General features: G+C 68.5%; 21 protein-coding genes. 8 read left to right on the top strand and 13 right to left on the bottom strand.

The features are described 5' to 3' along the window. Positions 1 to 80: 80 nt before the first annotated feature. Complete coding sequence (locus ACWDTP_RS29335) at positions 81 to 971, top strand: aminodeoxychorismate lyase (protein WP_450026410.1); 891 nt, start codon at positions 81 to 83, stop codon at positions 969 to 971. A 310-nt stretch (positions 972 to 1,281) separates the two neighbouring features. Here ACWDTP_RS29335 and ACWDTP_RS29330 read toward each other — a convergent pair whose 3' ends face one another. From ACWDTP_RS29330 to lmeA, 8 genes are all read right to left on the bottom strand, one after another. Next, positions 1,282 to 1,545 carry a hypothetical protein gene (locus ACWDTP_RS29330; RefSeq protein WP_450026408.1) on the bottom strand — a complete coding sequence of 88 codons (264 nt, stop codon included), beginning with the start codon at positions 1,543 to 1,545 and terminating at the stop codon, positions 1,282 to 1,284. After that, the gene (locus ACWDTP_RS29325) at positions 1,545 to 2,201 is read right to left on the bottom strand and encodes an FABP family protein (protein ID WP_450026406.1); all 657 of its coding nucleotides are present in this window, start codon (positions 2,199 to 2,201) and stop codon (positions 1,545 to 1,547) included. The genes ACWDTP_RS29330 and ACWDTP_RS29325 overlap by 1 nt, the downstream gene beginning before the upstream one ends. Positions 2,202 to 2,429: 228 nt before the next feature. Beyond that, complete coding sequence (locus ACWDTP_RS29320; RefSeq protein WP_450026404.1) at positions 2,430 to 2,732, bottom strand: DUF1416 domain-containing protein; 303 nt, start codon at positions 2,730 to 2,732, stop codon at positions 2,430 to 2,432. Between the two features lies 1 nt (position 2,733). Then, a complete protein-coding gene (locus ACWDTP_RS29315) occupies positions 2,734 to 3,567 on the bottom strand; it encodes a sulfurtransferase (RefSeq protein ID WP_450026402.1) in 834 nt (277 codons plus the stop codon). 37 nt (positions 3,568 to 3,604) lie between these two features. Further along, the gene (locus ACWDTP_RS29310) at positions 3,605 to 4,099 is read right to left on the bottom strand and encodes a DUF4395 domain-containing protein (protein ID WP_450026400.1); all 495 of its coding nucleotides are present in this window, start codon (positions 4,097 to 4,099) and stop codon (positions 3,605 to 3,607) included. 87 nt (positions 4,100 to 4,186) lie between these two features. Further along, entirely contained in the window at positions 4,187 to 4,279 is a 93-nt protein-coding gene (locus tag ACWDTP_RS29305) for an Ms5788A family Cys-rich leader peptide (RefSeq protein WP_450026398.1), read from the bottom strand. Between the two features lie 29 nt (positions 4,280 to 4,308). Continuing rightward, positions 4,309 to 4,731: a thioredoxin family protein gene (locus ACWDTP_RS29300; protein WP_450026396.1), complete on the bottom strand. Its 423-nt coding sequence runs from the start codon at positions 4,729 to 4,731 to the stop codon at positions 4,309 to 4,311. Further along, positions 4,728 to 5,531: a mannan chain length control protein LmeA gene (gene lmeA, locus ACWDTP_RS29295; RefSeq protein WP_450026394.1), complete on the bottom strand. Its 804-nt coding sequence runs from the start codon at positions 5,529 to 5,531 to the stop codon at positions 4,728 to 4,730. Before lmeA ends, ACWDTP_RS29300 begins: the two co-directional genes overlap by 4 nt. Positions 5,532 to 5,704: 173 nt before the next feature. On the opposite strand from lmeA, the gene ACWDTP_RS29290 reads away from it, so the two are divergent. The 6 genes from ACWDTP_RS29290 to pstB all read left to right on the top strand — a co-directional run bounded on the left by ACWDTP_RS29290 (position 5,705) and on the right by pstB (position 11,506). Further along, positions 5,705 to 6,526 carry a winged helix-turn-helix transcriptional regulator gene (locus tag ACWDTP_RS29290; RefSeq protein ID WP_450026393.1) on the top strand — a complete coding sequence of 274 codons (822 nt, stop codon included), beginning with the start codon at positions 5,705 to 5,707 and terminating at the stop codon, positions 6,524 to 6,526. After that, positions 6,523 to 7,437 carry a mycothiol synthase gene (gene mshD / locus ACWDTP_RS29285; RefSeq protein ID WP_450026391.1) on the top strand — a complete coding sequence of 305 codons (915 nt, stop codon included), beginning with the start codon at positions 6,523 to 6,525 and terminating at the stop codon, positions 7,435 to 7,437. The genes ACWDTP_RS29290 and mshD overlap by 4 nt, the downstream gene beginning before the upstream one ends. Before the next feature lie 121 nt (positions 7,438 to 7,558). Continuing rightward, positions 7,559 to 8,701 carry a phosphate ABC transporter substrate-binding protein PstS gene (gene pstS, locus ACWDTP_RS29280; protein WP_450026389.1) on the top strand — a complete coding sequence of 381 codons (1,143 nt, stop codon included), beginning with the start codon at positions 7,559 to 7,561 and terminating at the stop codon, positions 8,699 to 8,701. Between the two features lie 49 nt (positions 8,702 to 8,750). Next, positions 8,751 to 9,806 (top strand): phosphate ABC transporter permease subunit PstC, encoded by a 1,056-nt coding sequence (gene pstC / locus ACWDTP_RS29275; protein ID WP_450026387.1) that lies wholly within the window; start codon positions 8,751 to 8,753, stop codon positions 9,804 to 9,806. Continuing rightward, positions 9,803 to 10,720, top strand: a complete 918-nt coding sequence (gene pstA, locus ACWDTP_RS29270) for a phosphate ABC transporter permease PstA (protein ID WP_450026386.1) — start codon at positions 9,803 to 9,805, stop codon at positions 10,718 to 10,720. Before pstC ends, pstA begins: the two co-directional genes overlap by 4 nt. 9 nt (positions 10,721 to 10,729) lie before the next feature. Then, positions 10,730 to 11,506, top strand: a complete 777-nt coding sequence (gene pstB / locus ACWDTP_RS29265; RefSeq protein WP_450026385.1) for a phosphate ABC transporter ATP-binding protein PstB — start codon at positions 10,730 to 10,732, stop codon at positions 11,504 to 11,506. Positions 11,507 to 11,610: 104 nt separating this feature from the next. On the opposite strand, the gene ACWDTP_RS29260 is transcribed toward pstB, so the two are convergent. Continuing rightward, on the bottom strand, positions 11,611 to 12,585 hold the full coding sequence (locus tag ACWDTP_RS29260; RefSeq protein ID WP_450026383.1) for a quinone oxidoreductase family protein: 975 nt from the start codon (positions 12,583 to 12,585) through the stop codon (positions 11,611 to 11,613). Positions 12,586 to 12,665: 80 nt separating this feature from the next. Here ACWDTP_RS29260 and ACWDTP_RS29255 point away from each other — a divergent pair, with 80 nt between their 5' ends. Next, positions 12,666 to 13,175: a MarR family winged helix-turn-helix transcriptional regulator gene (locus tag ACWDTP_RS29255; protein WP_450026381.1), complete on the top strand. Its 510-nt coding sequence runs from the start codon at positions 12,666 to 12,668 to the stop codon at positions 13,173 to 13,175. A 7-nt stretch (positions 13,176 to 13,182) separates the two neighbouring features. Here the strand turns inward: ACWDTP_RS29255 and phoU are convergent, their stop codons facing one another. The 4 genes from phoU to ACWDTP_RS29235 all read right to left on the bottom strand — a co-directional run. Then, positions 13,183 to 13,851 (bottom strand): phosphate signaling complex protein PhoU, encoded by a 669-nt coding sequence (gene phoU / locus ACWDTP_RS29250; protein WP_450026379.1) that lies wholly within the window; start codon positions 13,849 to 13,851, stop codon positions 13,183 to 13,185. A 76-nt stretch (positions 13,852 to 13,927) separates the two neighbouring features. Then, positions 13,928 to 16,249: an LCP family protein gene (locus ACWDTP_RS29245; protein WP_450026377.1), complete on the bottom strand. Its 2,322-nt coding sequence runs from the start codon at positions 16,247 to 16,249 to the stop codon at positions 13,928 to 13,930. A 233-nt stretch (positions 16,250 to 16,482) separates the two neighbouring features. Beyond that, on the bottom strand, positions 16,483 to 17,667 hold the full coding sequence (gene dusB / locus ACWDTP_RS29240; protein WP_450026375.1) for a tRNA dihydrouridine synthase DusB: 1,185 nt from the start codon (positions 17,665 to 17,667) through the stop codon (positions 16,483 to 16,485). After that, a partial coding sequence (locus ACWDTP_RS29235) for an acyl-ACP desaturase (RefSeq protein WP_450026373.1) occupies positions 17,664 to 18,314 on the bottom strand: 651 nt, incomplete at its 5' end. The genes dusB and ACWDTP_RS29235, both read right to left, overlap by 4 nt.

Genomic DNA, 18,314 nt, shown 5'->3' with positions numbered 1-18,314 from the left:
TGCGGTTTTCCCGCACACACGGATTGAAAGGGGGATGGGGAAACGGATCCGCATTGCGGACACCGCGCCCCTGACTACCAATGGCTACCCAACCAGCCGTGCTGGTCACCCTCGACGGTCAGCTGCACGACCCCGGCGTTCCGTTGCTGCATGCCGACGATCTGGCGGCGGTGCGCGGCGACGGGGTTTTCGAGACGATGCTGGTGCGCGACGGCAGGCCCTGCCTGTTGGAGGCCCATCTGGCCCGGCTGACCCGCTCGGCGACGCTGCTCGACTTGCCGGAGCCCGATCTGGCGGCCTGGCGTGCGGCCGTCGCGGTCGGTGTGCGGAGCTGGGTCGCCGATCACGCCGCCGACCGGGACGGGGACGCGGTGATGCGGCTGGCGTACAGCCGGGGCCGGGAGGGCGGCGGGCCCCCGACGGCGTTCGCGACCATCGGGGCACTGCCCGACCGGGTCGCCGGTGTCCGCCGCGACGGTGTCGCGGCGGCCGTCCTCGACCGCGGGCTGCCGGTCGGGGCCGGCGAGATGCCGTGGCTGATCGCGGGCGCCAAGACGCTGTCCTACGCGGTGAACATGGCCGCCCTGCGCCACGCCGAACGCCACGGCGCGGGCGACGTCATCTTCGTCAGCTCCGACGGCTACCTGCTCGAGGGTCCGCGGTCGACGGTGGTGATCGCGGCCGAGGGCGCCGACGGCAGGCCGGTGCTGCTCACCCCGCCGCCGTGGTACCCGATCCTGCGGGGCACCACGCAGCAGGCCCTGTTCGACGTAGCCCGCAGCAAGGGCTACGACTGTGATCACCGAGCCCTGCGGGCAGCGGATCTTCTCACCGCACAAGGAGTTTGGCTGATCTCCAGTGTCACGCTGGCCGCCAGGGTGCACACCCTGGACGGCAGGCGGTTGCCGGACGCCCCGCTCGCTGCCGAGATCGCGGGGCTGGTCGACGCGGCGATCGTCAGCGATCGCTGAGCGAAAATCGGTTGTCGGGCCGGGCCGACGCGGGTACCTTCGCCAGTACACAAGGAAGGAGGTGGTCCGACAAATTGAGTGACTTATGGACATGTGAGGTGGCTGCCCGCTAGCAGCACCGGGTGAATTGCCTGCGCGCGCTGGCGAATTCCCCGCAGCCACCCGGCCCCCGAGCCCCTCGGTCAGTCCAACCAGGAACTACGGCTCGGGGGCCGCCCCATGTCCGGGACCTGTCAGCGCGGTGCTACCGGCGTTCTCCGAATCCGCGTGGCGGGGCAGCTATCCCGGGCCGCGTGTGGGTGATGTGGCGTCAGCCCGGCGGCTGGCCGGGGCCCGGCGCCAGCGTCGAACAGGCCTCCATGGCCTGCTGCCAGGCCTGCGGATCGACTCCGGCGGGCGTGCCCGTGACCGGGCCGGGTGGGGCCTGCACGCCGTGCTCGGCCAGGCAATGTGCGTAGGAGCCGTGCTCGGGCGGTGCCTCGGAGGTCGGTGCGGGCTCGGGCCCGCCCGACGAACACCCGGCCAGCACAGCCGCCGCGGCGAACACCACCACGGTCTGGGACGGGTGCCGCATCAGCCGACGAACCTCGCCAGCCGGGCCGACAGGTGCGGGACCAGCCCGCCATCGGCGTCGACACGTTCCTCCACATAACCCAGGTCGCCACCGTCGACGATGCCGTACAGGCGCTTGGCGCCGCCGACCAGCATCCCCGACTTGCTGCGGGCCAGGGCGTCGGTGGCCAACTCCCACGAGGACTGGTTGAGCGGACGGCCGTAGAACAACTCGACGTAGCCGGCCGAATGCGCCAGCAGCAGTTCGATGGCCTGGGTCTCGGACGGATCCGCCGGATCGTTCACGAATCTCCAGTAGCCCGTTTCCCGCAGTCCGGGGGATTCGTACTCGCCGCTGTCGTCCAACCGCCACGACCGGGCCTCCCAATTCAGGTAGTCCCTGCCGTCGTGGGACACCACGATCTGCTGGCCGAACCGATAGTCGCCGTTGGCGTCGCGGCCCTCACCCTCACCTCGCCACACCCCGACCAGGGGCAACAGGGCCAACAACGCGTCGTCGAGGCCGACACCGTCGCGCAGATTCGCGGTGTCGGCGGGGACGGGAAGATCCTCGAATACCGGGATGTTGCGGGCAGCCGTGGCTTTGGCCCGTTCGGCGGCCTCGGCGACCGCCCGGTCGCCCGAGCCCGGTTCGGGCACGTCCGAGCCGGACGTCACGACTCGTCGGTGACGAGGCGGTACAGCGCGTACAACGCGAACCACGTGATGACCACGACGGCCGCGACCAGCAGGATCTCGAAGAAGAGCACCACGAGCAGGAAGTCTACTGCGGGGGTCGATGTGACGTATACCGCACCGGCCCCCTACGCCGCCCGAAGGTGAGCTTGTGTGCGAGATTCCGGCGAATCCTCGCACCCGAGCTCACATTCGAGCCGGCAAGCCAGGCTAGGCGACCTTGACGTCGATTTCGTGGATGCCCGCGCCGGTCGGGGCGACGCTGGCGTCGCCGTTGCCCGCGGGGGACAGGGCCCGGACCGTCCAGGTGCCCGGCGCCGCGAAGAACCGGAAGTCACCGGTTGCCGACGCGACCACCTCGGCGGTGAATTCGTCGCTGCCGTCCAGCAGGCGCACGAACGCGCCGCCGACGGCCTGGCCGGAGCCGTCGACCACCCGACCGGTGATCACGGTCTCCTTCTCCAGGTCGACGCCGGCGGGCAAGGTCAGGCCTTGCTTGGGTGCAGAGCACATATCAATTTCCCAACTCGATCGGGGCTCCCACCAGGGAGCCGTATTCGGTCCAACTGCCGTCGTAGTTCTTGACGTTCTGGTGTCCCAGCAGTTCCTGCAGCACGAACCAGGTGTGCGACGAGCGCTCACCGATCCGGCAGTAGGCGATGGTCTCCTTCTCGCCGTCAAGGCCTGCCGCGGCGTACAGCTTGGCCAGGTCCTCGTCGGACTTGAACGTGCCGTCCTCGTTGGCCGCCTTGCTCCACGGAACGTTGATGGCGCCGGGGATATGCCCGGGGCGCTGGCTCTGTTCCTGCGGCAGGTGGGCGGGGGCCAGGATCTTGCCGGAGAACTCGTCGGGGGAGCGCACGTCGACCAGGTTCTTCGCGCCGATCGCGGCGATCACCTCATCGCGGAAGGCGCGAATGGTGTTGTCGGGATCCTTTGCGGTGTAGCTGGTTTCGGGCCGGCTGACCGCATCCTTCGACAGTGGCCGGGCGTCAAGCTCCCACTTCTTGCGTCCGCCGTCGAGCAGCTTGACGTCGTCGTGGCCGTACAGCTTGAAGTACCAGTAGGCGTATGCGGCGAACCAGTTGTTGTTGCCGCCGTAGAGGATGACGGTGTCGTCGTTGGCGATTCCGCGCTCGGACAGCAGCTTCGAGAACTGCTGCGCGTCGACGAAGTCCCGGCGGACCGGATCCTGCAGATCGGTCTTCCAGTCCAGCTTCACCGCGCCGGCGATATGTCCGCCGTCGTAGGCGCTGGTGTCCTCGTCGACCTCGACGAATACGGTCTTGGGTGCCTCGAGATTGCTCTCGGCCCAGTCCGTGGAGACCAGGACGTCGGAGCGTGCCATGTAGGAAATCCTTTCGCTTGCTTGCTATTTAGAGGGTTCAGGTAGGCAATCGGGTGAAGCTGGGCGCGCGGCGGAACCGCGCCACCAACGGGTAGATCTGGCAGCCCAGGCAGATACCGAAGGCCGCGTTGAGGAAAGCCGCCACCAGAGCGAACGCGGTGGCGACCAGACCCAGCCAGGTGATGCCGAAGGCGAATCCGGCGGTACCCGCGACGGCGAACCAGAAGCCGACGAGCTGGGCGAATTTCAGGGGCGGTACGGGCTCGCGCTCGGTGACCGGGCCGAGGCGCGGCGCCAGCACGGCCGCGAACAGCCTGCCGTAGGGGTGGCGCCGCGGGCCCAGACCCGCGCCGACGGCGAACACCACGGCCTGAGCGCCGAGCAGCAACGCGGCCGCGGTTTCGCTGACCCCGGCGACCAGCAGCGTGATCACCAGCACCGCGGTGGTGACCCAGGCCGCGAACCGAGGACCCCGCACGTCCACCTGGGAGGGCTGACCGTCAGGGCCGGGCCTGGTCGGTGTCGATGACATGGGGACAAACTCCTGTTGCTGGGGAAGGTCTGGTCGTGTGCGGGCCGGAAATCGGGGTCCGGGGCGCGTCAGAACGCGCGGCTGCGCTCAACGACAGCAACAACAACAGCAGCAGCCCGCGGTGCGGCACAGATCGACTGCGCGGCGCTTGGTGAGCACGAGCTCAAGGCGGGCTGACACGTGCGACAGCTTACCCAAAGACCGGGCCGTCAAGCCAACAGCGGTTCGAGCACCGAGCGCAGGTCAGCCACCTTGGGCACCCCGCTGGTGCGATACCGGGGCCTGCCGTCGGCGTCGAAGACGATCGTGGTGGGCAACGACAGCACCGAAAGCCGCCTGGCGGCTTCGGGATTGGCATCCATATCGATCTCGACGTGTGAGACCTGGGGAAGTTCGGTGCACACCTGGTCGACGACCCGTCGCACCCCGGCGCACGGCCCGCACCATTCGGCCGAGAAGTGCAGCACCGTCGGCCCGTGGTCGGACAACCCCAGGCCACTGGTGTCGATGTCGGCGGCTTCCCGGCCCGCCTTGAGCAGGCCGGCGCGCAGCGTGATCAGCCGGCCGACCACGAAGGCCACGCCAAGGGCGGCCACCAGCACCGCGATCGCCAACACCATCGACGAGCTCATGACTGTCTGAACCCCTTCAGGTCGACGGTTACTCCCTTGGTGATCCCCTCGATGATGATGTCGGAACCGCGGACACCCTGGCTGGTGGGCGCGACGCCGAACGGCAGTTTCTGGCCGCCGATCGTGCCGCCGAATTCGGCGAGCACCGCGTCCGTCTTCTCGGCCGGGACCGGTTGGTCGGCGGTGCCCGGTCCGGTCAGTACCCCGGTCGGGGTCAGCACGAGGGTGCTCCGGTCGTCGCCGGTGATCGACAGGTCCACCGCGACACTGACCCGATCGTGCAGGCCGGCGGCCTTCGGGGTGCCGGTGAACACCAGGCCGGTGTTGCCGGAGATCCCCGATTCGGTGATGCCCCCGGTGGCGTCGTTGGTATCCCGCTCGGGCGCCTCGACCAGCAGATCGTTGATGCCGATGTAGCGGCCGACGTGGGTCGAGTCGATGATGATGCGGCTTTCCACCTCGCCGACGCGCATCGGTGCATCCGGACGAATCAACCAGGACGCATCGGTGAGGTCGATGTTGTGCAGCGTGGCTTCCAGCGACGCCTCGCCGACCACGGCGTGCTCGACGCCGGCGGCCCGGATCTCCACCTCTTTGTACCGGTGGTCGCGGGCCTGCGGGAGGAACGGGAAGCCCAGGATGGCGACCCACGGGTCCCAGTTCAGCCCGGCGGCGCTGCGCAGGTTACGGGCCAGTCGGTACTCGGCGTAGATCGCGGATCCGAAGTCGGTGCCGACGGCCCCGACAACCAGCGCGACGAGGGTCGCAACGAGCCCGATCAGGAGTTTGCGCACCGGCATATTGTTCCCCACCGTAGGAGCCGGAACTTGTTCGGCGCGGCTGATCAGCAGGTGAGGCGTTATCGTTAGGTGACTAATGGCCGGTAACGGCCAGATGTCAGCTAGGAATCTGGGACATCACCCCGACATCGGCGTCCGGTGGTTCCGACCTGATTCGCGGCGCGCCGGAGGGCATGTTGGATCTACTGCTATTGACCGTCGACCCGCACCCGGAGTCGATCCTGCCCTCGCTGTCGCTGCTGGCCCACACCGTCAGGACCGCGCCGACGGAGGTGTCTTCCCTGCTGGAGGCGGGTAACGCGGATGTGGCGATCGTCGACGCGCGCACAGATCTGGCGGCTGCTCGCGGCCTGTGCCGGCTGTTGGGGACGACCGGAACCTCGGTCCCGGTCGTCGCGGTGGTCAACGAGGGCGGGCTGGTCGCGGTCAACCACGAGTGGGGGCTGGACGAGATTCTGCTGCCCGGCACCGGCCCCGCCGAGATCGACGCGCGGTTGCGCCTGCTGGTGGGCCGCCGCGGCGGTGCGGCCAATCAGGAAAATGTCGGCAAGATCACGCTGGGCGACCTCGCCATCGACGAGGGCACCTATACGGCCAGGCTGAAAGGGCGTCCGCTCGACCTCACCTACAAGGAGTTCGAACTCCTCAAGTACCTGGCACAGCACGCCGGGCGGGTCTTCACCCGTGCGCAGCTGCTGCAGGAGGTGTGGGGCTACGACTTCTTCGGCGGCACCCGCACCGTCGACGTCCATGTCCGGCGGTTGCGGGCCAAGCTCGGCCCCGAATACGAGGCGCTGATCGGCACCGTCCGCAACGTCGGCTACAAGGCGGTGCGCCCATCCCGGGGCCGCGCCGCGGCCGAAGCCCAGGGACGTGAGCCGAAGGACGACGACAGCGCGGGCGGCGAGGCGCTCGACGCCGACGATGACGGTGAGTACGGTCCGGCGCTCGACGAACTCGGCGGTCCACTGGCCGACCGGCTGACCAGCCAGTGACGGCCACAGCATGGCGCACCGGCCTGTCCGAGGCCGATCGACGCCAGATCCGGGACCTCATCGCGGCGGCCGCCGACCACGACGGTGTCGCACCCGTCGGCGATCAGGTGTTACGCGAACTCGCCAGCGACCACACCCGGCACCTGCTGGCCACCGACGACGACCGGTTGCTGGGTTATCTGAATCTGGCGCTGGCCGGCGGCGAGGATCCGGCTCCGGCTGGACACGCCGACCCGGCGATGGCCGAACTGGTGGTCCATCCGCAGGCCAGGCGGCGCGGAACCGGTGCCGCGCTGGCCCGCGCGGCGCTGGAGGCGGGCGGGCCGGGGACCCGGATCTGGGCGCACGGCAACCTCGCCCCGGCGCAGGCGCTGGCCGCCTCGCTGCGGCTGGTCGTGGCGCGCGAACTGCTGCAGATGCGCCGCCCGCTGACCGACCTGCCGCCGCTGCGCGAGGTCGACGGCGTGCGGATCCGCACCTACGCCGGGCCGGGTGACGACGCCGAGATCCTGCGCGTCAACAACGCCGCGTTCTCCTGGCATCCGGAGCAGGGCGGCTGGACCGAGGCGGATATCGCGCAGCGGCGCGGTGAGTCCTGGTTCGACGCCGACGGGCTGTTTCAGGCGTTCGACGAGCAAACCGGTCGGCTGCTCGGATTCCACTGGACCAAGACGCATGGTTCCGGCCTCGGCGAGGTCTATGTGGTCGGAGTGGACCCCGCTGCGCAGGGGCGCGGCCTCGGCGCGGCGCTCACCCTGATCGGGCTCCACCACCTGGCGAAGCGTCTGACAGCGAATTCACAGGCTACCGTCCTGCTTTACGTCGAGGCTGATAACTCGGCGGCCGTCAACACGTACCGGAAATTGGGTTTCGAGGTGTACGCCGTCGACGCGGCGTACGCCACCGGTTAACCCGTTTAGCTGTGAACACGCTGAACCTGTTCACGGCCTGTTAACCCACCGTCCGCGGACTGTCCACCGCGGCCGAATACGTTGCCGGGGAGTCTGAAGCCGTCAACTGAAAGTGGGACAAGTGAAGCTCAACAGCATTGGCAGGGGTATCGGCACCGCGCTTTCGGCGACCGCCATCGCGGCCCTCACGCTCACCGCGTGTGGCAGTGACAACAACGCCGGAACCTCCTCCGATTCGGCCTCGGGTTCGGCCACCTCCGGCAGTGCGGCCGCCTCCTCGGCGGACTGCGGCGGCAAGAACTCCCTGACGGCCGAGGGCTCGACGGCTCAGCAGAACGCCATCGGCGAATTCAACAAGGCCTGGGGCCAGGCCTGCTCGGGCAAGAACCTGTCCTACAACCCGACCGGCTCCGGCGCCGGACGTGAGCAGTTCATCGCCAAGCAGGTCGACTTCGCCGGCTCCGACTCGGCCCTCTCCGGCGATCAGATCAAGGCCGCCGCCGACCGCTGCGGTGGCAACCCGGCCTGGAACCTGCCGGTCGTGTTCGGCCCGGTCGCCATGGCCTACAACCTCGAGGGCGTCGACAAGCTCGTCGTCAACGGCGATCTGCTGGCCAAGATCTTCCAGGGCCAGATCACCAAGTGGAACGACCCGGCCATCGCCGCGCTCAACGAGGGCGTCAACCTGCCCGACACTGACGTCAAACCGATCTACCGGTCGGACTCCTCGGGCACCACCGACAACTTCCAGAAGTACCTGGCCGCCGCGGCCCCCCAGGCCTGGACCAAGGGTGACGGCAGCGAGTTCAACGGCGGCGCGGGCGAGGGCGCCCAGAAGTCCTCCGGCGTGGTGCAGGCCGTGCAGGCCACCCCGGGCGCCATCGGCTACGTCGAGAAGGGCTTCGCCGAGCAGGCTCAGCTTCCGTTCGCGCAGATCGACAGCGGCGCCGGCGCGGTCGAGCTGACCGACGACACCGCGGCCAAGGCCATCGACGCCGCCAAGTTCGCCGCCGAGGGCAACGACCTGGCTCTCGACCTGAACTCGCTGTACGGCACCAAGGAGGCCGGCGCCTACCCGCTGGTCCTGGCCACCTACGAGATCGTGTGCTCGAAGGGTTACGACGCCGACACCGCGGCGGCGGTCAAGTCGTTCCTGACGGTCGCGGCCAACCAGGGTCAGGCCAACCTGTCGGCCGCCGGCTACGTGCCGCTGCCGGACGCGTTCAAGGAGCGCCTGGAGACCTCGATCGACGCAATCGCCTGAGTCCGCTGGCGTAGCCGTACCAACTTGGTGAGGATGGATTCCGGACCATATGACCGACAAGGTCCCCGACGGGATAACAGTGACTACACCTAATCCGTCCGACTCGGGTTCGGGTGAGGCGCTCGCCTCACCCTTCCCCGCGCCGGAACCCCTCTCCACCAACCCCTCCAAGGGAGCCAAGGCCCGCCCGGCGGACCGGATCTTCCACGGGCTCGCCGAGGGCTCGGGCATCCTGATCGTCACGCTGATCGCGGCGATCGGGGTGTTCCTGCTCTGGCGCGCCATCCCGGCGCTGGCCCGTAACGAGGAGAACTTCTTCCTCTACGGCGGCAACTGGGTCACCACCGACACGTCGGCGATGCACTTCGGCATCTTCGACCTGCTGCAGGTGACGGTGTTCGTCTCGGTGTTCGCGTTGCTGCTGGCCATGCCGGTGGCGCTGGGCATCGCGATCTTCCTCACGCAGTACTCGCCGCGGCGGCTGGCCGGCCCGCTGGCCTACATGGTCGACCTGCTGGCCGCGGTGCCGTCGATCGTCTACGGCGTGTGGGGCCTGTACGTGCTGGCCCCGGTGCTCAAGCCGCTCGCCGTGTGGCTCAACGAGAGCATGGGCTGGCTGTTCCTGTTCCAGACCGGCAACGCCTCGGTGGCGGGCGGCGGCACCATCTTCACCGCGGGCATCGTGCTCGCGGTGATGATCCTGCCGATCATCACCGCCGTCACCCGCGAGGTGTTCGTCCAGACCCCGCGCGGTCAGATCGAGGCGGCGCTGGCGCTCGGCGCCACCCGCTGGGAGGTCGTGCGCACCACGGTGCTGCCGTTCGGGATGTCCGGCTACATCAGCGGCGCCATGCTCGGCCTGGGCCGCGCGCTCGGTGAGACCATCGCGCTGCTGATCATCCTGCGCGGCACCCAGACCGCGTTCGGCTGGTCGCTGTTCGACGGCGGTTACACCTTCGCCAGCAAGATCGCCGCCACCGCAAGCGAATTCAACGACCAGTACAAGGCGGGCGCCTACATCGCGGCCGGCCTGGTGCTGTTCATCCTCACCTTCATCGTGAACTCGCTGGCCCGCGCCGCGGTCTCAGGGAAGGGACGCTCATGACGACCTCCACTCTCGAGCAGCCGGTCAAGGCCCCCGCGTTCCAGGGGGTGGGGCTGCGCCGCAAGGTGACCAACAACCTGGCCACTGTGCTGGTCAGCGTGTCAGTTCTGATCGCGCTGGTGCCTCTGCTGTGGGTGCTGTACTCGGTGATCACCAAGGGCATCGCCGCGCTCAGTTCGCCGACCTGGTTCACCAACTCCCAGGCCGGGATGACGGCGTTCGCCGCGGGCGGCGGCGTCTACCACGCGATCGTCGGCACCGTGCTGCAGGGCGTGGTGTGCTCGTTGATCTCGATCCCGATCGGCGTGATGGTCGCGGTCTACCTCGTCGAGTACGGCGGTGGCACCCGGTTGGGCAAGCTCACCACGTTCATGGTCGACATCCTCACCGGTGTGCCCTCGATCGTGGCAGCGCTGTTCATCTACGCGCTCTGGGTCGCCACGCTCGGCTTCGAACGGTCCGGTTTCGCGGTGTCGCTGTCGTTGGTGCTGTTGATGATTCCGGTGATCGTGCGCGCCACCGAGGAGATGCTGCGGATCGTGCCGATGGATCTGCGCGAGGCCAGCTACGCCCTCGGCGTGCCCAAGTGGAAGACCATCGTGCGGATCGTCATCCCGACCGCGTTGTCGGGCATCGTGACCGGCGTGATGCTGGCGCTGGCCAGGGTGATGGGCGAGACCGCCCCGCTGCTGATCCTGGTCGGCTACGCCCAGGCGATGAACTTCGACATGTTCGGCGGGTTCATGGGATCGCTGCCCGGCATGATGTACGACCAGATCTCGGCGGGTGCGGGCGCCAACCCGGTGCCCACCGACCGGCTCTGGGGCGCGGCGCTGACCCTGATCCTGCTGATCGCCCTGCTCAACGTGGGTGCCCGGTTGGTCGCGAAATTCTTTGCCCCCAAGAAGGTTTAGGAGCTACTGATGGCCAAGAGGCTCGATCTCAAAGACGTCAACATCTACTACGGGTCGTTTCACGCCGTCGCCGAGGTCGCGCTGTCGGTGCAGCCGCGCAGCGTGACCGCGTTCATCGGCCCCTCGGGCTGCGGCAAGTCGACGGTGCTGCGCACCCTCAACCGGATGCACGAGGTCATCCCCGGCGCCCGGGTCGAGGGTTCGGTGCTGCTCGACGGCGAGGACATCTACGGTGCGGGGGTGGACCCGGTCGGGGTGCGTAAGACCATCGGCATGGTGTTCCAGCGTCCGAACCCGTTCCCCACCATGTCGATTCGCGACAATGTGGTGGCGGGGCTGAAGCTGCAGGGTGTCCGCAACAAGAAGACCCTCGACGAGGTGGCCGAGCGGTCCCTCAAGGGGGCCAACCTGTGGAATGAGGTCAAGGACCGGCTCGACAAGCCCGGCGGCGGGTTGTCCGGCGGTCAGCAGCAGCGGCTGTGCATCGCCCGTGCTATCGCGGTGCAGCCCGATGTGCTGTTGATGGACGAGCCGTGCTCGGCGCTCGACCCGATCTCGACCCTGGCGATCGAGGATCTGATCTCCACGCTGAAGCTGGACTACACGATCGTCATCGTCACCCACAACATGCAGCAGGCCGCCCGGGTCAGCGATCAGACCGCGTTCTTCAACCTCGAGGCCACCGGTAAGCCCGGCAAGCTGATCGAGATCGACGACACAGAGAAGATCTTCTCCAACCCGAACCAGAAGGCCACCGAGGACTACATCTCCGGCCGCTTCGGCTGACACTTTTCTGCCCACTTTCTCGCGCGAGCAGACGCGAAGGTACCCTGGAATGCGCTTTCCGGGGTACCGCCGCGTCTGCTCGCGGGGGAACGGGCGCGGAAAAATCAGGGGGTCAGCACCACCCGGGTCCCCGACGGCTCGGTCGCCGTCCACACCCGTTCGACCTCGGACAGCGGCCGGGGCTGGGTGCGCAGGGTGAGCTCACCCGAGGCGACCATGGCGAACAGCCGGGGCAGGGCCTCGCCGCGGGCCTGCCCGAACACCTCAGGCGGGACGCTGCCGATGCCGACCCCGCAGAGGCTGATCCCGGTGCTTCGCAACACCCCGGCGTCCAGCGGCAGCGTCGGGCCCGCCATCGAGCCGATCTGCACGAACCGGGTGGCGTGATAGTGCGCCGCGGGGTGCCCGGCGGCCAGCCCGCCGAGCACCTGCGCGGCCGGCTCGCCCCACAGATAATCCAGGATCGCGTCGAACGGCCGGTCGGCGTGGAGTTGACGCACCCGGGCGCTCAGATCCTGTTCGCCCAGCGCGATCGCCTCGTCGGCGCCGACCGTCCGCAGCCAGTCCAGACGTCCGGTGTCGCGCCCGGCGACCACCACCCGGCCCGCGCCGAACAGCGACCCCGCGAGTTGGGCGGCCATCGAACCGGTCACCCCGGTCGCGCCGAGTATCAGCACGTGATCGCCGGGCTTGACCGCGGCGGCATGCGATAGGGCCAGCCACGCCGACAGGCCCGGGTTGGGCACCGCGGCCGCGGTCACCGAGTCCACGCCGTCGGGGATCTCGACGGCGCCGCGGGGGTCGACCAGTGTGCGCTGCGCCATCATTCCGTGGGGTGCCAGCGCTCCGGTGTACACCCGGCGGCCGTCGGCGAGCCGGGCCACACCGTCGACGCCGGGGATGGCGGGTAGCTCAATCTCTTTGCTGGCGTAGTGCTTTCCCGACATCAGGCCGCGGCTGATATTGGTCAGGGCCGATGCCTCGACCGTGGCCACCTCGGCTCCGTCGCGGGGTTGGGGCTCATCGACGTCGGTGTAGGCCGGGGACTTGCCCCATTCGCTGACGATCGCGGCTTTCATGACGACTCCCTTTGGTTTCTACGGAAAACGTTTCTAGAGAAACCATATATTCGTCGGCCGCGCATGGCAATATTGTTTCCATGAAAACCAAGCCCGAGCTGATCGAGGGCATCACCGGCTTGCTCGGGGCGGTCGGCGACAAGTTCGACGGGGATCAGGACGCCGACGCCGAGCGTGACTTCATGGCCGATCGGGTTCCGGCCCGGTTGGCCGCCTCGGCCAGGGCGTTGCCGACGCTGTCGATGCACCTGCTGGCGGCGATCGCCGACGGACCGGTCAGCGTGGTCGGTCTGGCCGCCCGGTCCGGACAACTCAAGGGCACGGTCTCCAAACACGTCCAGCGGCTGGTGCAGGCCGGCCTGGTGCGACGCGCCCCGATACCCGGCAACCGCAAGGAGATCGAACTGACACTCACCGTCGACGGCGAACTCGTCGCCGACGTGCACCGGCGTCTACACGAGGAGATGAACGCCGGTTTTCACGATTTCCTCATGCGCTACAGCACCGCCGACCTGCAGGTGCTGACCCGGATGCTGACCGACCTGGCCCGGGCCAGGAAGGTGGGCGTGCGGCTCGTGGTGTCGGACTGAGGCGACCTCACTGCTGGGTGGTGACCGCCTCGCCGTCCGGGTAGACACCGGTGACCTGGAAGATGACCCGGCGGGCCACCTCGACGGCGTGGTCGGCGAAGCGCTCGTAGTACCGGCTGAGCAGGGTCACGTCGACCGCGGCGGTCACGCCGTACTTCCACTCCCGGTCCATCAGGACGGTGAAGAGGTGGCGATGCAGATCGTCCATCGCATCGTCCTCCTCGCGGATCCTGGCGGCCTTGTCCGGGTCCCGGGTGATCAGCACCTCGCGGGCGGCATGCCCCAATTCCACTGCGACCCGGCCCATTTCGGCGAAGTAGCCGTTGACCTCCTCGGGCAGCGCATGCTGCGGGTGGCGGCGACGCGCGATCTTGGCCACGTGCAGCGCCAGCGCACCCATCCGGTCGACGTCCGCCACGATCTGGATCGACCCCACCACCGAGCGCAGATCGCCCGCCACCGGGGCCTGCAGCGCCAGCAACACGAACGCGGCCTCCTCGGCCTGTGCGCTCAGGGTGGTCATCTGCTCGTGGTCGGTGATGACCTGTTCGGCGAGCACCAGATCGGCCTGTAGCAAAGCCTGGGTGGCACGCTCCATGGCGGTACCCGCCAACTCGCACATTCCGCCGAGCCGGTCCGTCAAGGACTCCAATTGTTCGTGGTACTGGGTACGCATGCACCAAGATTAAGCGGTCAGGAGCCGGATAGTCACGATGCCGTCGGTGAACGGACGGTGAATGCCGTCAACGGGACTATTCGCAGGTCGTGTCGGCCGCGTTGGTCACCGACAGGTCGTCGGGCAGATGGGTCGGCGTGCTGCTCGTGCCGCGCACCAGATGCACCTGGACGGCCGATCCGCTTGGCCTCGGCGCGTTGACCGCGTCGAAATTGCTGCCGAGCACCACCTGCACCACGTCGCCCATCCCGGCCACCCGTTCGATGTTCGCATCGGCGAACGAGGACGCCACCGTGGCGGCCGCCTCCTCGTTGCCGGGGGAGAAGAACACCGTGGTGGCGGGCAGCGGGCCGGGATAGTCGTCGGGGGTGTTGACGTTGAAGCCGTGCTGCTGCAGCTCGGTGGCCGCGGTCGCCGCGAGCCCGCTCTCGCCCGTCGAGTTCGACACCTGAACGGTGACCTGCTGTGGTTCGGTGGTGACGGCGTCGACGACCTCACCGGGGTCCGGCGCGGGCGCCGCCGGAGCCTCGGTGGTCGGCTGCGGGGCCCCGGCCGCCCGGGCCGATGCGGTGGCCGACTCCGGCGTGCCCGGGACCGGGGTGTTGTCCGGGTTCTTCTCGCCGGGCAGCGGGTCGTCGTTGATGATTGCATCGAACAACGAGCGGACATCATCAGTGCGGGGCTGCTCGTTGCCGTAGTCGTCGGCATAGCCGGTGGTCGGCACCGTCACGAAAGAGATCCGGCCGGCGTTGACGCCCTGCACCGATTGGCCCAGGTCGACGAGGTCCCTGGTCCTGATGTTGTCGACGTAACTGTCGCTGATGAACATGTTGACGACGTTGTTGAGCTTGCGCAGCGAGAAGAACGTGTCGCGCGAGATCAGGGTCCGCAGCAGTGAGGACAGGAACAACTGCTGGCGTTTGATGCGGCCGTAGTCCCCGTTGTATTCGGTGGTGACCTGACGGGCCCGCACATAGTTCAGCGCGGTGTGCCCGTCGATGGTCTGCCTGCCCGCGTTGGCCAGCACGGTGCCGAGCTCGTAATCCTCCAACGGGGTCGTGCTGCACACCTCGATGCCGCCGAGCGCGTCGACCATTTTCGAGAAACCGGCGAAGTCGACGGCCATGAACCGGTTGATGGACAGCCCGGACATCTTCTGGATGACCTTCACCAGACACTTGGGCCCGCCGAACGCGAACGCCGAATTCAGCTTGGTCTCGGTGTAGATCTGGTCGGGGCCGTAGGTTCCGGACTCCTCGTCGTAGAGCGGACCGTAGGTGGAGGTCTCGGGATTCCACGGTTCGCATTCGATCGGGCTGATCGCCAGGTCGCGCGGGAACGACACGGCCACCACCCGCTTCCGGTCGGCCGGGATGTTGACCAGCATGATGGTGTCGGAGCGGGCACCGCCGGCGTCCTCGGTGTCGCCGGCGCCCATGCCCGCGTTCTCACCGAAGCGGCTGTCTACGCCGACGATCAGAAAGTTTTCATCGCCGAACTGGGAGTTCGGGTCGAGGATGTCGCGCGAGTTCGGGTCGAGCGCGGCGACCTTGTTGAGCAGGTTGTTCTTCGAGCTCTGCCACTGCCATGCCGAACCGGTCAGAACCAGCGCCAGGACGGCGATCACGGCCGCGGCGACGCGGCCGGCCAGCATCGCCCGGCGGTGGGTCGGAAGGTCCGGTTCGTCGGGCTCGTCTCCATCGTCGGGCGGCGGGGCCGAGCGCGCGTGCGGCGGACGGCGGCGGACCCGCCACGGTGGGCGCGGTTCGGACCCGACCGCCGGAATGATCTCGGTTTCCGGTTCCCGGTCGAGCGCGGCCGGTTCGGGCGCAGGCACGACGTCGAGCACCCCGGTCGGATAGTCCTCGGCCTCGTATCCGTCGGGATACGGCTCGGCGGCATAGGCATCCGGATACTGCTCGTCGGGATACGCATCGGGCTGCTCGTCGGTGGGGTCGAACCGCACCGGTTCGAGGATCTCGGTCCGCTCGACCGCGCCCTCCGGCGCACGCACCGGCTCCGGTGCGGCCGGTGCCCGAGATTCCGGTTCGGGCCGGGGTTCGGGTTCCGGCCGGGGCTCGGGTTCGGGTTCAGGTTCGGGCTGGGGCTCGGGTTCGGGGTCCAACCGGTGTTTGGAGCGGTGGCGCCGCGACCCCGATCCGGTCCCGGAGACCTTGGCGATCAGGTCGGCGACAGTGACCCCGTCGGCGTGGTTGCCGCTCGGCTCGTCGGGGGTCGATTCATCGGGTGCCGGGGAAAGTTCGCGATCGTCCTTGCGCTCCCACGGCGCGGCGCCTGGCAAAGGTTGCGTGGATCGGGTAATCCATTGATTGTCGGGGCCGTCCTCGGGGGCGCGGCGGCGCCGACGGCCAGGAGTGGCGCTATCGCCGTCACTCATGTCCTACCGGCCTCCGACTCTGTGGGTAGTGCGCGTCGGTGCGCGTTGGCTCTGTACTGCGCCGCCAGCAGCTGACCCCTAAGTCTTCTAGCAGCTTTGTGCCCGGCCGCGCTACTCCAACGTCGAAAAAACGTCGCCTACAGCGATCCGCGGCAAGATCCTCATCGTACTGAGACATCCTGAGAGACATCCAGCCCGGATGGGTGACAGCGTTGTCTCGATGTCGTCTCGGCTCAGCCTCCGGAATGCATGACGTCGGCACCCGCGGGGACCGCGCAGTCGTCGGGATCGTCGAGCCAGCCCTCCGGCAGCGATACCGATGCCGCCGAGCCCTGGCGTCCGCGCGGGCCGGTGGCGGCCTCAGGAAACGCGGTGTCGCCGTCCAGCCGGCGCAGCAGCTCGTCGAGTTCGGTGCGGGTTTTCACCAGCGCCAGGCCGCGGCGCAGATCGGCCCCGGCCGGGAAGCCGTGCAGGTACCAGGCGACGTGCTTGCGGATGTCGCGCATGGCCTTGTCCTCGCCGAAGTGCGCGCTGAGCAGCTCGCCGTGACGGCGCACGATGTCGGCCACCTCGCCAAGGGTCGGCGGGGTGGGCGCCCGGCGGCCGGTGAACGCGGCCGACAATTCGGCGAACAGCCAGGGCCTGCCCAGGCAGCCGCGGCCGATCACCACACCGTCGCAGCCGGTCGCGGCCATCATCGCCAGCGCGTCGTCGGCCTCGAAGATATCGCCGTTGCCGAGCACCGGAATGCCGGTGACGTGCGCCTTGAGCGCGGCGATCTGGTCCCAGTCGGCCGTGCCGGAATAGCGTTGCGCCGCGGTGCGGGCGTGCAGCGCGACGGCCGCCGCCCCTTCCTCGGCGGCGATCCGCCCGGCGTCCAGATGCGTGTGGTGGGCGTCGTCGATGCCGATCCGGAACTTCACCGTCACCGGAATGTCGGTGCCCGCGACGCCACGTACCGCCGCCGCCACGATCTGGCCGAACAGCCGGCGTTTGTAGGGCAGCGCCGAGCCGCCGCCACGCTTGGTGACCTTGGGCACCGGGCAGCCGAAGTTCATGTCGAGGTGATCGGCCATGCCCTCGTCGGCGATCATCCGGGCCGCGCGGAACGTGGTTTCCGGGTCGACGGTGTAGAGCTGCAGCGAGCGCGGTGTCTCGTCGGGGGCGAACGTCGTCATGTGCATGGTCACCGGGTGGCGCTCGACCAGGGCCCGCGCGGTGACCATCTCGCACACGTACAGCCCGCTCACGGTTCCGGCCCTGGCGATCTCGAGTTCGCGGCACAGGGTGCGGAACGCGACGTTGGTGACCCCGGCCATCGGGGCCAGCACGACCGGGCTCGGCAACGCGAACGGCCCGATCCGCAAGGGGGATCGGGCCGACGCTGCGACTGCCGGGGGCGGGGCGGTCAGCGTCATGCAGTCGACGATGTCGTGACCAACAGGTTCTTCATGGCCTTCTTCTCGGCCACCTTGCGCTCACGTTCCTGGCGGCGTTCCTTGGCCACCTCGAACTTCTCGCAGGCGTCCTCGAGTTCGCCAACCAGCCGGCCGAGGTCGTCGCGCAGCCGCGCGCCCTCACCGGTGAAGTCGTCGCGTTCGAAGATGCGCCACTTCTTGAGCACCGGCATCACCACGTCGTCGAGGTGGATCCGCGGATCGTAGACGCCGCCGACGGCGATGACGACGGCCTTGCGGCGGAAGTCGGGCACGGTGTATCCGGGCATCTTGAAGTTGTCGAGCACCCGGTGCAGCGACTTCATCGCCTGGTTCGGGCAGATGTCCAGCCCCGCGGCCGACACGTCGCGGTAGAAGATCATGTGCAGGTTCTCGTCACCGGAGATGCGCTGCAACAGCTGGTCGGCGATCGGCTCGTCGCAGGCCTTGCCGGTGTTGCGGTGCGAGACCCGGGTGGCGAGCTCCTGGAATGTCACGTAGATGACCGAATCGAACAGGCTCTCGGCGAACAGGTCGCCCTGCTGGTTCTGGCCGGGGGAGAAGCCGCGGGTCACCTGCTCGACGCGCAGTTCCTCGAGCTCCACCGGGTCGATGGCCCGGGTGACGAC

The organism is Mycobacterium sp. NPDC003449, from assembly GCF_053588415.1.
Note: the sequence above shows the minus strand (reverse complement) of the source record. Positions and strands in the feature narration are given on the sequence as shown.

Coding starts and splice junctions, on each gene's coding strand:
- phoU (WP_450026379.1), bottom strand. CDS start 13,851: ATGCGTACCCAGTACCACGAACAATTGGAGTCCTTGACGGACCGGCTC.
- pstA (WP_450026386.1), top strand. CDS start 9,803: ATGACGACCTCCACTCTCGAGCAGCCGGTCAAGGCCCCCGCGTTCCAG.
- lmeA (WP_450026394.1), bottom strand. CDS start 5,531: ATGCCGGTGCGCAAACTCCTGATCGGGCTCGTTGCGACCCTCGTCGCG.
- pstB (WP_450026385.1), top strand. CDS start 10,730: ATGGCCAAGAGGCTCGATCTCAAAGACGTCAACATCTACTACGGGTCG.
- ACWDTP_RS29260 (WP_450026383.1), bottom strand. CDS start 12,585: ATGAAAGCCGCGATCGTCAGCGAATGGGGCAAGTCCCCGGCCTACACC.
- ACWDTP_RS29315 (WP_450026402.1), bottom strand. CDS start 3,567: ATGGCACGCTCCGACGTCCTGGTCTCCACGGACTGGGCCGAGAGCAAT.
- ACWDTP_RS29255 (WP_450026381.1), top strand. CDS start 12,666: ATGAAAACCAAGCCCGAGCTGATCGAGGGCATCACCGGCTTGCTCGGG.
- dusB (WP_450026375.1), bottom strand. CDS start 17,667: ATGACGCTGACCGCCCCGCCCCCGGCAGTCGCAGCGTCGGCCCGATCC.
- ACWDTP_RS29300 (WP_450026396.1), bottom strand. CDS start 4,731: ATGAGCTCGTCGATGGTGTTGGCGATCGCGGTGCTGGTGGCCGCCCTT.
- ACWDTP_RS29310 (WP_450026400.1), bottom strand. CDS start 4,099: ATGTCATCGACACCGACCAGGCCCGGCCCTGACGGTCAGCCCTCCCAG.
- ACWDTP_RS29320 (WP_450026404.1), bottom strand. CDS start 2,732: ATGTGCTCTGCACCCAAGCAAGGCCTGACCTTGCCCGCCGGCGTCGAC.
- ACWDTP_RS29290 (WP_450026393.1), top strand. CDS start 5,705: ATGTTGGATCTACTGCTATTGACCGTCGACCCGCACCCGGAGTCGATC.
- ACWDTP_RS29245 (WP_450026377.1), bottom strand. CDS start 16,249: ATGAGTGACGGCGATAGCGCCACTCCTGGCCGTCGGCGCCGCCGCGCC.
- pstC (WP_450026387.1), top strand. CDS start 8,751: ATGACCGACAAGGTCCCCGACGGGATAACAGTGACTACACCTAATCCG.
- ACWDTP_RS29335 (WP_450026410.1), top strand. CDS start 81: ATGGCTACCCAACCAGCCGTGCTGGTCACCCTCGACGGTCAGCTGCAC.
- ACWDTP_RS29330 (WP_450026408.1), bottom strand. CDS start 1,545: ATGCGGCACCCGTCCCAGACCGTGGTGGTGTTCGCCGCGGCGGCTGTG.